The organism is Paenibacillus popilliae ATCC 14706 (assembly GCF_000315235.1).
Classification (GTDB): domain Bacteria; phylum Bacillota; class Bacilli; order Paenibacillales; family Paenibacillaceae; genus Paenibacillus_B; species Paenibacillus_B popilliae.
This window is the reverse complement of sequence record NZ_BALG01000222.1, coordinates 23,643-37,712: the sequence shown is the minus strand read 5'-3', so window position 1 is coordinate 37,712 and position 14,070 is coordinate 23,643. Positions and strand designations below refer to the sequence as shown.

The window sequence follows — 14,070 nt, the reverse complement described above, 5'->3', positions numbered from 1 at the left end:
CGGAAAACCGGCCTGCTCCTGTCGGATAGGATTAGATCACTTTTTTGAGCTTGCGTACGTAATTCGCACGGATAAAGATGAAATAGATAACCTGAATCGCCACGAACGATCCAAGGACCATCGCGGATTCCTTCACCAGACTCATGATGAAAGTGTTCTGCAGCGAGTTCAACGCGACCGCGCCATGTACGATAGCGACGACAATCGGAATGAAGAACAAGAGCCCGATCTGGGTAGAGACGATCTTCGACAACTCCCCTTCCGTCAGTCCCAGCTTGCTGATGGACCGATACTGTACCGTATCCTGATCCAGATCGGAATACAAGCGCAAGTACAGGAAGCTTCCGGCCGCGACGAAAAATACGGCGCCAATGAACAGTCCGGACAAATAAATCTGGCCGAAGCCCTGATTCATATCGTTCAGCATCAGCGCTCTGGAACCGAATAAATAATTGCCGTCCGGGTCGCCTAATTGCTCGTTTACCTGCTTCGCCACGGCCAGCGTCGGCTTCCAGTCCTCGATCAAATACGTATAGATCATATCGTCTCTCTCGGATGCAGGCAAGCGCTGGAACGCCGCATCAGACACGACGACGACTTGCTGGCCGCCTACATTCTGGACGATGGTCTCCGGCATCTCCTTATTGGATGTAACCGCGAGCGATTCCGTGGCGAATTCAACCGCCGTTGCCTGTTCCATCGAATTTTCCTGGCCGACAACCATAGGATTAACTTGATAGAATAACAGTGCTTCATCACCATGCAAGGCTATGCTTGTCTTCATCAGTTGATTGTAGTCGGACACACGAATAACCTGATAGGACTTCTCCGTCTTCGCATCCTGAACGAGCTTCGTCGGGAATACGATAGGCTCAAAGCTTATCCCCGCCTTGTTCAGGGACTGCTCAATAAGCTCGGCATGCTTCGCCTCCAGCTTGTTGCCTGCGTGGGATTCGTATCTCATGACCGGAGCAGTGGATGTCACTGTTTTGGTGATTACCGCCTTCAGGCCGACCAGCGTGCCGATGGCCGTGAACGCGACCGTTGAGATAATCGTGACGAGGAAGAACATGCGGGCATTGTCCTTCATTCGGTAAGCCAGATCCGACAATGTAATCAGATTGGTGCTGCGGCGGTACAATTTCTTCGCCTTCAGTCTGTTAATGATGTATACGCTAAGCTGCGTGAACAGAAAGTAAGTCCCGATACTGACGACCGTGGCGACAGGCAGCAGCGCGAAAATGACCAGCCCTCCCCGTACCCAGAACGCAACGCCGTAGCCTAAAGCGAGCAGGAAGACCGCCAGGAAGGCAAGCCAGCGGGACGCCTTCGGCTCCGGCTTCGGCTTCACCGTTCCCTTCAACAGATCGATAAGCGAGCTGCTGCGCAAAATCGTCGCGGTGAACAGCGAGATGATCAGGAACAGCAGCACGAACGCCCCGCCTGACAACGCCATCGCCTTTACTGGGAAGTAGAACGGCAGCGCCTGCTCCAGATTAAGAACGAAAGAGCTCATCATGAGCAGCCATTTCGACAGGGCGAGCCCCGCTCCGATGCCGGATACGGTTGCTGCCAGGCCGATGACAATATTCTCCGTAAATACGAGTCGTCTCAGCTGCATATCAGACATGCCGTGCATAATACAGATGCCGAATTCTTTTTTGCGAGATTTCAGGAACGAACTCATTGAATATAAAATGAAGAAAAACGTAAACAGATAGATGATGTATTGGGCGACATCCATGCCTGCTTGCGCGCCTTTGCCGTAAGGGCCGTTACCGCTGAAATCGAGCGTCGGATGCAGCGCCAGCATCGAATAGACGAAAAAGATCATGACGGAGAACGCACAGCTGAAAAAATAACCGGCGTACAGCCGTTTGTTGCGAAATACGTTTTTAAGCGCGAACTGGCGAATATTCATCCCGCGTGCCTCCTATTGACGATAGGATATCCATGATGCCTTGGAAAAAGATCTGGCGGCTTCCCGTCTTGTGTAGTTCCTGATACAGCATGCCGTCCTTGATGAAGATGACCCGGTCGCAGTAGCTTGCCGCCTGTGCATCATGCGTAACCATCATCATCGTCACGCTTTCTTCCTTGTTCAATCTTTCCAGCGTCAGCAGCACGTCCTGGGCGGATTTGGAGTCGAGGTTCCCTGTCGGCTCATCGGCCAGTATCAGCTTCGGCTGGTGGATGACTGCCCGCGCAATCGCCGTGCGCTGGCATTGGCCGCCGGAGATCTCGTAGGTCCGCTTATTGAGGATGCTTGTAATCCCCAGCTTCTCGGCAATCGCATGTACCCGTGCATCCTGCTCCTTAATGCCGATACCGTCCAAGGCGAGCGGGAAAATAATGTTCTCCTTGACTGTCAGCGTCTGCAGCAGGTTGAAATCCTGGAACACGAAGCCAAGCTCGCGCCGGCGGAACAGCGCCAGCTTCCGCTTGCTCAGCTTGTTCATCTGTTCATTGCCGACATAGACTTCTCCGGAGGTCGGCTTGTCTATCGTGGAGACGACATTCATCAGCGTCGTCTTGCCGCTGCCGGACGGCCCCATCACGCCGACGAATTCCCCCGTGTTCACCTTCAGATTCAAATGGGTCAGCGCCTGATAGGACTGCTTGCCTTCATATACTTTGGATACGTTCCGTACTTCTAACATTGTAACTTGCACGCTCCTTCGCAATATTTTGTCGTTATAACTGTAAACCGAAACGGGGAATGGGGCTATTCTTCTACCTTACACCAAGCTTTCGTTATTGTAACACTGCACCGCAAACATGGGCTTGCGCGATTAAATCCTATGTGTACTTTACTGTCTGTTCCTGCGTAATCGTCAAATAGGCCTACCTAGTGCCCCCACAGCATTATTTTTCGCGCATCTGTGGAGCCGGTGCCTCTGCTACTTCTCAATCCCCCCTGGCAGGAAGCCTCCAAGTCAGGGCCGGATCCTTATCCGCTCGTCATCCGCAACGAACAGCTCCTGCGGGTGGTCGATACGTTCGACCGCAAGCAGGGTGAGGAGAACGCAACCGATGAATTCCTCGTCTATCGCTTAGGGGAGAACAAAGACAGCAAGCTGCGCGACATTGTCTCGACCATCCAATCGGAGCAGGACGCAATCATCCGCGCGCCGAAGAACAAGGCGCTGTTCATCCAAGGGGTCGCCGGCAGCGGCAAGACGACCGTCGCCCTGCATCGCCTCGCCTATTTGCTCTATCAATATCAAGAACAGATTCACGCCGAGCGCATGATTATTTTTGCACCGAACCGCATGTTCCTCGACTATATCGGGGACGTGCTGCCCGAGTTGGGGGTCGGCAATATCCAGCAGCGCACCTTCGCTGATTGAGCGCTGGAGCTGACCGGACTGGAAGAGCGCGTACAGCTTGCCCGTGGGATGGCGGCTTGCTTCCGCACGCGACGATCGCGCACTGGTTCCGGCAGGAGTACCGCTCCTATGAGCCGGCCAAGCGGCTGGAGCGCGTGGCGGCCCGCATGCAGCGTTGGCTGGAGATGGAGCTGAAGCAGGAATTGAGCAAGTCCCGCCAGCAGGAGAAGAAGCGCAGAGGCACCGCCAAATTGAAATCGGTTCTGAAGCGCTGGTCCAGAGCGGGGGTCATGGAAGTGTACAAGCAGTTGCTGCTGGACGAGGCGTATGCCGGACATCTTCCGTCATCCGTAAGGAAGCAGACGTTGGCGAGCTTGAAGCGCGGCATCGTGAAGCAGGAGGATGTGGCCACGCTCGTCTATCTGCACCTGCTGCTTCATGGCGTAACTTCCGCCCAGCGGTTCGTTCATGTCGTCATCGACGAAGCGCAGCACTTCTCCCCGCTTCAAGTCGCCCTGCTCGACCGGATCGCGAAGAGCCACTCGTCACGATATTGCGGGACCTGTCCCAAGGCATTCATGCCTATGTCGGCATCGAAGACTGGCAGGAGATGCGCGACGCCATCAGCCCACTGCTCCTGCAGACGGATGATGAACGGACCGTGCACGAGCATTCGTAATACAGAACAAAGGCCCAGTTTCTCTCATCGGGACGGCATATCATGATCACGAGATATGCCGCCAACAGCCAAGAGTACTGTACTCTTGGCTGTTGGCGTAAAGTGGAGCCGGAGAATTGGCGCTACCGGAACAGCCTCACCTGCTTGAACTGCAGTACGCAGGTCGTCCCTTCCTCCGGCCGGCTATAATAGGATACCTTGCCGTTCATCGCCTTCATCAATCCGATGACAACCATCAGGCCCAAGCCGGTCCCCTTCTCCTTCGTCGTGTAGAACGGCATGCCGATGCGCTTGATCTGACTCTCGCTCATGCCGACCCCGGTATCCTTGATATGGATATGGACGCCCTCGTTGTCAGACCATGTCGTCACGGTCAGATCGCCGCCACTTGGCATCGATTCGACGGCGTTCTTCAAAATGTTCAGCAGACATTGCTGCAGCCTCTTCGATTCCCCCGATACGTAGCGCGGAGATTTGGTCAGATGCTGCGTGTTCACCTTCACCTCGGACAAGGCGCACAGCGGGGCGATCATGGCGACGACATCATCCACCTCCTTCTGAACGTGAAGCGGCTGCGCCAGCTCGACGACAGGCTTGGCATAGTTCAAATAATCGGTGATGATCGCATTCGCCTGCTCGATTCCCCCTACGGCATGGCGGTGATAGTTCTCGAATTGCTCGGGGGTGAGATTCTCCTTCGTCATCAGTTGGAGAAAGCCTTGGGATGTTGTGAGCGGGTTGCGAATCTCATGGGAGATGGAAGCGGCCAGTTGGCCTACGACCTGGTACTTCTCGGCACGGAACAGCTCCTCCCGCATTTTTTCCTGGTTCTTGACATGATGATAAATATAACTGACGTACATCACCGACAAATACGTGCCAACGACCGCCACTCCCGCATCAACGCCCTCCATTTTGTCCCATCGGGTCAAACATAGCAAAAACCCGAGTAAATAGGTCGTCGTCAAAGTAACGGCCAGCATGCAAATCTGCCAATAGGTGCTCTGAAGCATATGCCGGTAATGGAAAAAAAGGCCCATTATGAGCAGCAGAGTCGAGCCGACTGCAGTCGCCAGCACATTCCCTCCCACCATCATCACGGTGCACAAATTGAAGGCAAGCCAGGTGACGATGCCCGGCAATAAACCTTCGAATAGCGCCGCCAGCGTTAGCGAGATCGGCGTGAGATGAATGCCGTACACGAACGGATGTATCTTTTCATAACAAATATAGAAAAACGTAAGCACCAGAAGGATGCCGATGAACAGTATCTTTCTCCGGTAATTAGTAAACATGAACTGCGGCGTAATCAGCAAGAACATCAGACAGGCGGACATAATATACAGCAGTCCCCTAAATTCCTGGGATAGTATAGAATCGATCAAAGTTAACCGTTCCTTTCCGAAACGTATTAGCCATTCACCGTACACGCAAAAAGCGAGTTAACCGATTATTTTCCCGTTCCAGGGCAAGCCTTTGTGGAAGCGGGCTCGATCATTAGAACGCCAGGCCGACAGAATCGGGTAGTCATACATGTCCCATATTTTGCATGGGGGCGCATCGGATCCGGCTTGCTCCAGAATACAGTTGACGGCACGGCGGGCGGCTTCGTTCGCACTTTCCATCGTGGCCAAATCTGTATTCGTCCGGATATAATCGGAGGCCAGGAACAAATTCGGAATCGCCGTGTAGGTGTTCGGCCGCAGATTCCAGGTGTTCACATGGTTCACAAGCAGCGGCTCCGCATTGGTCGCCCGCCCCTCTTCAAATTGAATGTCTTCATCCAGATTCCACTCCACGAGCATATCGTCGGACAGCACGATCTTGTCCTGATTCAGACTGCGCTTAATCTGTTCCCACACCTCGACCTTAATCTCGTCCCGCGAGCATTCCATCGCCGACTTCCCGTACAAGATGCCCGGAGCCTTCCAATCGGACACATCAATCGAGATAATCCCCCGGACCTGGCCGTCGCCATAATCGTGTAACCGAAATTCGGGCCAGAACTGGGCCTGCGATACTGAGGTCAGCGCCCAAGGGCTGTCCATGTAGATAACATGGCCATGGATGATCGGTACATCTTCATTGAGATAAAATTGGACGCCGTTCATCCACTCGACATGCGCAGCCAACTCGATTAACCCTCTTAGGAGCGGATCGCCGGCAAGTAGTCCGTCATTCAGCAATCCGACCATCACTTCCACCGGCAGTGCTGCAATGTAATAGTCCGCGCTCACCCGCCTGGACTGGCCGTTCTCGGTTACCGTAATCCCCTGGATCCTGCTGTCTTCGCAGTGAATATGCTCCACCTTGGCGCCGAAGCGGTAATCGACGCCTCCCTGGCACAAATAGTTCAGCCACGGGTTAATCCATACCTCATTCGTCGGCCCGTTCAATAGCCGATCGGCACTGCCTCCCGGCAGTACCATGTCCAGCATAATCGTCGCTCCAACCGTGCCGACGGTACAAGCGTTTACTTCTCTGGCTCTGGCTGCGACAAGAATGCGCGTCAAGCCGGTAAAGATTTGTCGGAATTCCGGAGACTGCTTCTCTGCCTGCAAAAAATCCCACCAGGAGATACGCTGATAGTCGAGCAATCTGCGCTCGTCACAACTGGTCAACACCTTCCATAACGCAGACACATAGTGGTCGATATCCTGCTCGCTAAGTCTGAGATTGTTCCTGAAGAGAGATTTGAGTAAGGTTCTCCATCCGCTAATGGATTGGGGGAATTCGGTCAGAAAAGGCTGCATCGGCCGATCGAAAAACGCAAGTCCCAAATTCGTTCCTTCGATGAGGTTATCATAGACGCTGCAGCGCCCTCCCTGATAAGGGATGCGCTTCATTGTGTCCGTGACATGCTTGTAGAACTTGGGGAAGAAGCGGAATCCGTGTTCAGCCGGCAAATCCCGGCGTCCCTCTGTCCCTGTCCCCTGTACGGGCATGCTGCGCGCCTTCCCTCCGGGAATCCGACGCGACTCCAATACCGTAACGTGAAATCCGCGCTCCATCAGCTCATGCGCGGCACTCATGCCGGCGATTCCGCCGCCCAGAACGACAACTGAAGGAAGAACTGATGTAACCATCTAAGCTTCTGCACTCCTGTTCTCAAAAGTTATAGAAAAAAACAACTATTTATCATATTACTATAGAAATCTTATTTTTCAACATATTTCCACATTCTCGTAAAAAAAAATATATAGCGTGCATCGCGCTGCACACCACCTATTGCCAGTTCTCTTAAAAAGCCGAAAATCTCTCCCAGGGCAGTCTCAATCGATGCTCCGGAGGCGACATTTTTTTTGGAAAAAGGAAAAAAATTGAAGAAACATGTAACTTTTTCGGGTTTTCCGCGTTATAAACTAGTAGTAAAGGAGGTTGTCGGTTCAATGCAAGCTACTCTTCGTACATTGGGCATGATAATGGTAATAGGAGCTCTGGTGGCGTCGCTCAGCCTTCCGGCATCGGCCGCCAGGGAGGAAGGCAAGTCACGGGCCGCGAAGCTCACGCCCGATCCAATCATCGTTCTGGTCGTCGACAAGGACGGCGAACCGATAACAGAGAACGGACTTCTGATCGACAGCAAGACCTTCGTGCCCATCATGGATATTGGCGAAGCATTCCAGTTCAAGGTCCGGTGGGAAGCCATTAGCCATACCGTATATATCGATGGTCCTGAGGATGATATCGCCTGGAACTCGCTTACTAATAAGATGAAAGTAAACGGCAAGGATACGAAGCTGATCACGCTTCCCAAAGTTATCAAAGGCAAAACCTATGTGCCGATTCAACTGCTGCACGACGTATTTTTGTTCGACTTCACCTGGGAAGGCAAGTCAAGAACCGTTACGCTCTGGTATGAGCCGCAGCCTTATTATTACGAATAGTCCATATGCCACCGTCAGCAGGGTAGCATACGCCGAACGGGGCCGGAATCTTCCGGTCTCGTTTTTTGCACGTTTTTCGCCTGACATGCACCGAAAGGCCAACTTCTGCCGCTGCTCCGGACGGGGAAGCCTACTACGAGGTTCGAGAATTATTTTATTTCCCCCGATCCAAGCGGCTGTTCCGCTCCCCAGGTACAGGGCAGGGCCGCCGCTTAACGGTGTGCTTGCACGGGGCGCTCCAGCGCGTACAGATCGTCCTCCAGAGCCACCATCCGCTCATAACCTGAGAAATCTTCGATTTCCTGATACATAATAGCAAAATCACGTGATTCGATCCGTTTCCAGTCACTTCAGTCAGCATGTTTTCTTTTCATGAAGTCAACCTTTCTTCTCTCCCAATACACGTTCTCCGTAAGTCTCTTTCATTATACCGTTACTCAGCAAGAAAATCTGCAAAAAAAGGAACATACTTCCGATGTCCTTATCTGGCGTATGAAATGATAGGAAGCCTCGAGCAGGTCTGTTGATCGGCCGTCTAGAACGAGAATACGCATCGTTGTCAAAGTCATTTGCTCGATCGTCAGCTGGGACGCCTGCTCACACGTCGCACACGATCATAGATAAAAAGCGGGCGGCCGTCGCATCCAAAGAAGCTGCCATGACCCGCGTCGTCGTTCCCCCTCCATCGATGCCGATGCCGATGACGATGTTGCCCATGCATACATCCCCCAAATTCATATGATGAAGCGGCAGGACCGCTTATTTGGCCAGATAGCCACGCTCTACCGCCTGCTGAACCAGTTTTTCCGCGAACCTGCCCAACTGCTGTGATCCTTCCTTGATTCCGCCAATGCGGGCCAGCACCCGATCGCTGGTAATCCCATGCTCCTGCCATGATTCCCCTTCGGTCGTCATGCCGGCTCCGATTCAACAAATACGATTGCCGGAAGACCGATTTCAACTTATCCACTTCTTTAATAAATTCGATATGCATTTCCAGTCTATCCTGCATGGATGCCATGTTCGTCAATCTCCTTCAATGCCTGTATTTCCCCGAGAGAGCGGTTCACGACCGAATTCCTCCCCTTGGGATCGGTTGGCCCCCGTTCGGTGCTCCGCAGCGCTTACTGTTCGTGCCCGGTGTATGACAGCGACGCTGGTCTGGCGGTTATTGTTCCGGTCCCGACATACCCGATTGCTTCCAAGGCTTATCCGCACCGTATGACAAATACGCCGCTTCGGCACCTGCCTTCACTCCCTCGCACCATTGCTCCAATTCTTCGGGAATCGAGATGATGCTGCTCCGCTCCCAGTCGGAGCCAAGCGGCCGCGAATCTCAACCTTCCACCGCAGCAGCGTTCTCCGGAAGCCGTTCTCTGCACTCTTGCTCCCGCACCTCGGCGAGGAATTGGTACACGGCCCCCCGATACCCCAACGGATCGGTGGGATAGGCCGTCGCATGCACGGCATCGGCGACGATATGCAGCCGTCTAATCCCCTTCCCCTTTGCGTGATACAATTTTACACTCATCGAGGTGGGCACGAAATCATCCTTGCCTCCATGGATGAGCAGCAGCGGAACGTCCTTCTCCCGAATCCGGTCTACAGGCTTGACATCGCGCATGGAGAAGGCTGCCCGGCGCCGCAGCTTCCGATCGAGCATTCCCATGAAGGGAAACAGCGGCACCCGGTTCAAATCCTTCAACTGGTATCGCATCAGCTTCTCCAGGTCCGAGTACGGACAGTCGGCAATGATGAAGCGGATACCTGGGTCCATCCCGGCATGCATAAGCACGGTACCCCCGCCCATCGATTGCCCGTGCAGGCCGATATAGGTGTCCTCGCCCACACGGCGCCGGACCCAATCGATCCAGGCATCAAGATCCTCCCGTTCATAATAGCCGTAGGTGGCGTAGCGTCCTTCGCTACATCCGTGGCTGCGCTGGTCAATAAGCAGCACGTTGAAGCCTTCGTCTGCGAACAGCCGGATGAATTGGGTCGCAAAGCCGTGATTTGCCGTATATCCGTGTACGATAATGACAACCTTCCGTCCGCCGGGGTGTGGCTCGATATAATATCCCTGCAGCCGGAACCCATCCTTCGATAAGATGGAGGCTTCCTCCTTCGACAGTGCTTCGAATTCGCCCCTAGACATCAATCCCATGCCTTATACTATGGCTAACGCCTCTTCCGGAAGCGAGCGCCTGCCCAGCGTCATGCGACGGAACACATGGCTTCCCAACAAATTTGCACTTGCGATAACGAGGAGCACGACGCATCCCACCGCCATACCAGATTGCAGCGGGAAATCCCGTCCTTGCCGCCCTTATGATCTTCTATTCTCACAGGACAATCCAATATTTGCAGATGCCGTCTGCAGTCCCGGTCAACCGGCCACCGTTCTTCTGGATAACGCGTCTGGAAGCCGTGTTGTCTTCATCGCAGGTAAGGAGCACTTCACGCAGGCCGAACCGTCTCGCCTCGGCAAGCAGCAGACGTAGCATGATCGTACCGTACCCGCGCCGGCGTGCTTCAGGACGAATCGCATAGCCGATATGACCACCCAGTTCCCGCAGCGCATCGGTCAGCGCATGCCGCAACTTGCCGATGCCAACCGGCCAACCTTGGACATACAGCCAGTATACGTTCTGGGGAACGAGATGCACAGGTAGGCGGCGCCCTTGCGACATCTGTGTGCATGATTTCAGATAGGATCTGAACTGTGTCGGGCCAATGTCGTATCCGCTGTTGAAGAACCCGTTCTCCCCAGGCCCCATCTTTTGCAGCATCTCGTAAATATCGCTGCCATCCGTGAGCGCCAGCGGCCGAAGCTCGATGCCTGAAGTCTCTATGAACTGGGGATACAGCTGCATGATTATGCGCATCGATTCGTAGTCTGGCACATACAGTCGGGTATCCCGCTGCAGCGAGACCGCTTCCGTAATGATGCAGCCATGCGCCAGCGCTTCGGACAGCGTCACTCCCTGCTCAATCTTATCCCAGCTCTCGATCGGGATGGACAGCAGCGCCGCGATATCGTCCCCAGGCGCATGCGGCTCGGACTCGTCCGCTTCGGCCGTATATATACCGTAATAGATATAGGGGCTGACAGGCAGATCCGGCTTATACGGCGTCGGCTTCGTCGCCTGCTGAAGCAGGAACGGCGCCAATTCGTCGCGTACCATAACCGGTCGTATTTCTCCAGCGTCCATGTCGTGAAAATACGTTACTGGCGAGGACTTCAACCGTACCTGTTCGATCGCCAGCCCCTCCCTTGCTTCCCGCAGCGCGCAGGCGGGCATCGTCTCTCCCGGCTCCTGCCCGCCTCCGACGCACCCGATGCGCAGGATGCGATCGGACACCGCAGCCTGGCCATCCCCGGTATCCATGTCCGCATGGAGTGTCATGACAACGCGGTTCTCCCGTACGAGGAAGACGCCGGCGAAAAACGGCTGATTGCACGTTAACGCTTCGATATGGAGAGGCTCTTCCATCAGGATAGACATTGTCCGTACCCCCTCAAGCTCCCATTTGGAACAATTTCCATTTGATTTAAATGAATGTGTTTACATTCCTGATATTTTTGATTATATTTAATCATAAATAGAATATATGTCTGTTTTTTGAACACTTTTTCTTCAGAAGAAGGGAAGAATCGCGGATGGAAAGCTTAATGAGAAAAGGTCTATTATTTCTGTCGAAGAATCGAGTGGCCTACCGCGCCGCGAAGAAGTACGGCCTTCGCTTCGGCGCCCGCCGCTTCGTAGCCGGAGAGCAGATCGCGGATGCCATCGCGGCGGTCCGGGTACTGAATGAAGTCGGCATCGTGGCGACCTTGGATCATCTGGGCGAATTCATACTTACGGAGGAAGAGGCACTGGAATCAACCCAATTCTGCATTCGCACGCTACAGGGGATAGAAAAGAGCGGTGTCCGCTCGAATCTCTCGCTCAAGATGACCCAGTTAGGATTGGGTCTGTCCCGCGAGCTGTGCATATGCAACATGCGGGCCATTCTGGACACCGCCGCCGCTTGCGGCAATTTCGTCCGCATCGACATGGAGGATTATGCGCACAACGAACCCACCATCGATATTTTCTGCGAGCTTCGCGAGGAATACGGGGACACAGTCGGCCTCGTCATTCAAGCTTATCTGTACAAGAGCACCGACGATATCGACAACCTTCACCGGTTCCAGCCGAATCTTCGATTCGTGAAGGGCGCCTACAAGGAAGCGCCCGACATCGCTTACCCGAAAAAGGAAGACGTGGACCGCAACTTCATTCACATCATCGAACAACACCTCAGAAATGGCAACTACGCCGCCATTGCCACCCATGACGATAAAATCATCCAACATGTCAAGCAATTCGTAATCAAGCACAATATCCCGCGCAGCCAATTCGAATTCCAGATGCTTTACGGCATTCGCACCCAGGCCCAGCACGATCTGGCCAATGAAGGCTATACGATGCGGATTTATGTCCCGTTCGGCAATGATTGGTACGGCTATTTCATGCGCCGCCTGGCGGAACGGCCGGCGAACGTCGGATTTGTACTGAAGTCTCTTTTCAAATCGTAGGAGTTATATCATTTCATATTCATATATATTTAGGAGGCGTTATTATGACGATGGTGAAATACCGCAATGAGCCGTTTACCGATTTCAAGCAGGAGCATAACCGCCAGGCGATGCTCGCCGCGCTGGAGCATGTCCGCGCCCAACTGGGGCGCACCTATCCACTCAAGATCAACGGTCAGGAGATCGCAACCGACAGACGCTTCGCTTCCATTAACCCCGGTCAATTGAAGCAGGTTGTCGGCTATGTTGCCCAGGCCGATGCCAAGCTGGCCCAGCAAGCGATTACCGCTGCGGATGCCGCATTCCGGGATTGGCAGCATGTCGATCCCGAAGTCCGGGCGGGCTACCTGTTCAAGGTAGCGGCCACCATTCGCCGACGCAAGTTCGAGTTCTCCGCCTGGCTCGTCTATGAAGTCGGGAAGAACTGGATTGAGGCGGATGCCGATGTCGCCGAAGCAATTGACTTCCTGGAATTCTATGGCCGGGAAATGATCCGGCTCGCGGGACCGCAGCCGTTGACTCCGCTGCCGGGCGAAGACAACCGGCTTACGTATATCCCGCTCGGCGTCGGCGTCGTCATCCCGCCGTGGAACTTCCCGTTCGCCATCATGGCTGGGATGACCTGCGCTGCCCTCGTCGCGGGGAACACGGTCGTGCTCAAGCCGGCCTCGACTTCACCGGTCATCGCGGCGCGATTCGTCGAGCTGGTGGAAGAAGCCGGATTGCCGGCCGGCGTGCTGAACTTCGTACCCGGTTCGGGCAGCGAGATTGGCGATCTGCTCGTCGATCATCCGCACACCCGCTTCGTCTCGTTCACGGGCTCCCGCGATGTCGGCCTGCGGATTAACGAGCGGATCGCGCGTCCGGCGCCAGGACAGATCTGGATGAAGCGTCTTATCGCCGAGATGGGCGGCAAGGACGGCATCGTCGTGGATAGCAGCGCCGATCCAGCCGAAGCAGCAGATGCGATTGTCGCGTCCGCCTTCGGCTTCCAGGGGCAGAAATGCTCCGCGGGCTCCCGCGCCATCATTCATCAGGACATCTATGAAGAAGTGCTTGGCCACATTATCGAGAAGACGAAGCAACTGACTGTCGGCCTACCGGAAGAGAACTATCCGATCGGACCGGTGATCGATGAGAACGCGTATAACAAAATTCGGGAGTATATGGCGATCGGCGCGGCGGAAGGGCGCCTTGTGGCCGGAGGAGATATCGCCACAGGCGAAGGCTATTACTTGCAGCCAACCGTGTTCGCGGATGTTCTGCCGGAAGCGCGCATCATGCTCGAGGAAATATTCGGCCCGGTGCTTGCCGTCTGCAAGGCGGATGAGTTCAAGAAGGCGATCGATATTTTCAACAACACCGAATACGGGCTGACCGGTTCAGTATTCAGCCGGAACCGCGAGCATCTTGAATATGCTCGCCGTCATATGCACTGTGGCAATCTGTACTTCAACCGCAAATGCACCGGCGCGCTCGTCGGGGCGCACCCGTTCGGCGGCTTCAACATGTCGGGCACCGACTCCAAGGCGGGCGGACGCGATTATTTGCTCTTGTTCACTCAGGCGAAGCTCGTATCGGAGAAATGGTAAT

Annotated in this window: 11 protein-coding genes and 1 pseudogene; 5 read left to right on the top strand and 7 right to left on the bottom strand. The window is 54.4% G+C overall.

The window, feature by feature from the left end:
• Nucleotides 1–31: 31 nt before the first annotated feature.
• Nucleotides 32–1,921: an ABC transporter permease gene (locus PPOP_RS14010; protein ID WP_006287166.1), complete on the bottom strand. Its 1,890-nt coding sequence runs from the start codon at nucleotides 1,919–1,921 to the stop codon at nucleotides 32–34.
• The gene (locus PPOP_RS14005) at nucleotides 1,896–2,660 is read right to left on the bottom strand and encodes an ABC transporter ATP-binding protein (protein ID WP_006287165.1); all 765 of its coding nucleotides are present in this window, start codon (nucleotides 2,658–2,660) and stop codon (nucleotides 1,896–1,898) included. The genes PPOP_RS14010 and PPOP_RS14005 overlap by 26 nt, the downstream gene beginning before the upstream one ends.
• A gap of 297 nt (nucleotides 2,661–2,957) precedes the next feature.
• On the opposite strand from PPOP_RS14005, the pseudogene PPOP_RS26330 reads away from it, so the two are divergent.
• Both PPOP_RS26330 and PPOP_RS26325 read left to right on the top strand, forming a co-directional pair.
• Nucleotides 2,958–3,347, top strand: a pseudogene (locus PPOP_RS26330) (UvrD-helicase domain-containing protein); the annotation flags it as partial.
• A gap of 59 nt (nucleotides 3,348–3,406) precedes the next feature.
• Complete coding sequence (locus PPOP_RS26325) at nucleotides 3,407–4,054, top strand: helicase domain-containing protein (protein WP_006287163.1); 648 nt, start codon at nucleotides 3,407–3,409, stop codon at nucleotides 4,052–4,054.
• Between the two features lie 76 nt (nucleotides 4,055–4,130).
• On the opposite strand, the gene PPOP_RS13995 is transcribed toward PPOP_RS26325, so the two are convergent.
• Together PPOP_RS13995 and PPOP_RS13990 are read right to left on the bottom strand one after the other, a co-directional pair.
• The gene (locus PPOP_RS13995; protein WP_042228935.1) at nucleotides 4,131–5,393 is read right to left on the bottom strand and encodes a sensor histidine kinase; all 1,263 of its coding nucleotides are present in this window, start codon (nucleotides 5,391–5,393) and stop codon (nucleotides 4,131–4,133) included.
• Nucleotides 5,394–5,450: 57 nt separating this feature from the next.
• Complete coding sequence (locus tag PPOP_RS13990; protein ID WP_042228934.1) at nucleotides 5,451–7,094, bottom strand: hydroxysqualene dehydroxylase; 1,644 nt, start codon at nucleotides 7,092–7,094, stop codon at nucleotides 5,451–5,453.
• Nucleotides 7,095–7,397: 303 nt separating this feature from the next.
• Here PPOP_RS13990 and PPOP_RS13985 point away from each other — a divergent pair, with 303 nt between their 5' ends.
• Nucleotides 7,398–7,895: a stalk domain-containing protein gene (locus PPOP_RS13985; RefSeq protein ID WP_042228933.1), complete on the top strand. Its 498-nt coding sequence runs from the start codon at nucleotides 7,398–7,400 to the stop codon at nucleotides 7,893–7,895.
• Between the two features lie 759 nt (nucleotides 7,896–8,654).
• Here PPOP_RS13985 and PPOP_RS24410 read toward each other — a convergent pair.
• From PPOP_RS24410 to PPOP_RS23460, 3 genes are all read right to left on the bottom strand, one after another.
• Entirely contained in the window at nucleotides 8,655–8,810 is a 156-nt protein-coding gene (locus tag PPOP_RS24410) for a hypothetical protein (RefSeq protein ID WP_006287159.1), read from the bottom strand.
• 421 nt (nucleotides 8,811–9,231) lie between these two features.
• Nucleotides 9,232–10,050, bottom strand: a complete 819-nt coding sequence (locus PPOP_RS13980; RefSeq protein ID WP_234399843.1) for an alpha/beta hydrolase — start codon at nucleotides 10,048–10,050, stop codon at nucleotides 9,232–9,234.
• 187 nt (nucleotides 10,051–10,237) lie between these two features.
• Nucleotides 10,238–11,401, bottom strand: coding sequence for a GNAT family N-acetyltransferase (locus PPOP_RS23460; protein WP_006287157.1), 1,164 nt, complete (start codon nucleotides 11,399–11,401; stop codon nucleotides 10,238–10,240).
• A gap of 155 nt (nucleotides 11,402–11,556) precedes the next feature.
• Between PPOP_RS23460 and PPOP_RS13965 the strand changes: the two genes are divergently transcribed.
• Complete coding sequence (locus PPOP_RS13965; RefSeq protein WP_042228932.1) at nucleotides 11,557–12,477, top strand: proline dehydrogenase family protein; 921 nt, start codon at nucleotides 11,557–11,559, stop codon at nucleotides 12,475–12,477.
• 44 nt (nucleotides 12,478–12,521) lie between these two features.
• The gene (gene pruA / locus PPOP_RS13960; protein ID WP_006287155.1) at nucleotides 12,522–14,069 is read left to right on the top strand and encodes an L-glutamate gamma-semialdehyde dehydrogenase; all 1,548 of its coding nucleotides are present in this window, start codon (nucleotides 12,522–12,524) and stop codon (nucleotides 14,067–14,069) included.
• Nucleotide 14,070: the final 1 nt, after the last annotated feature.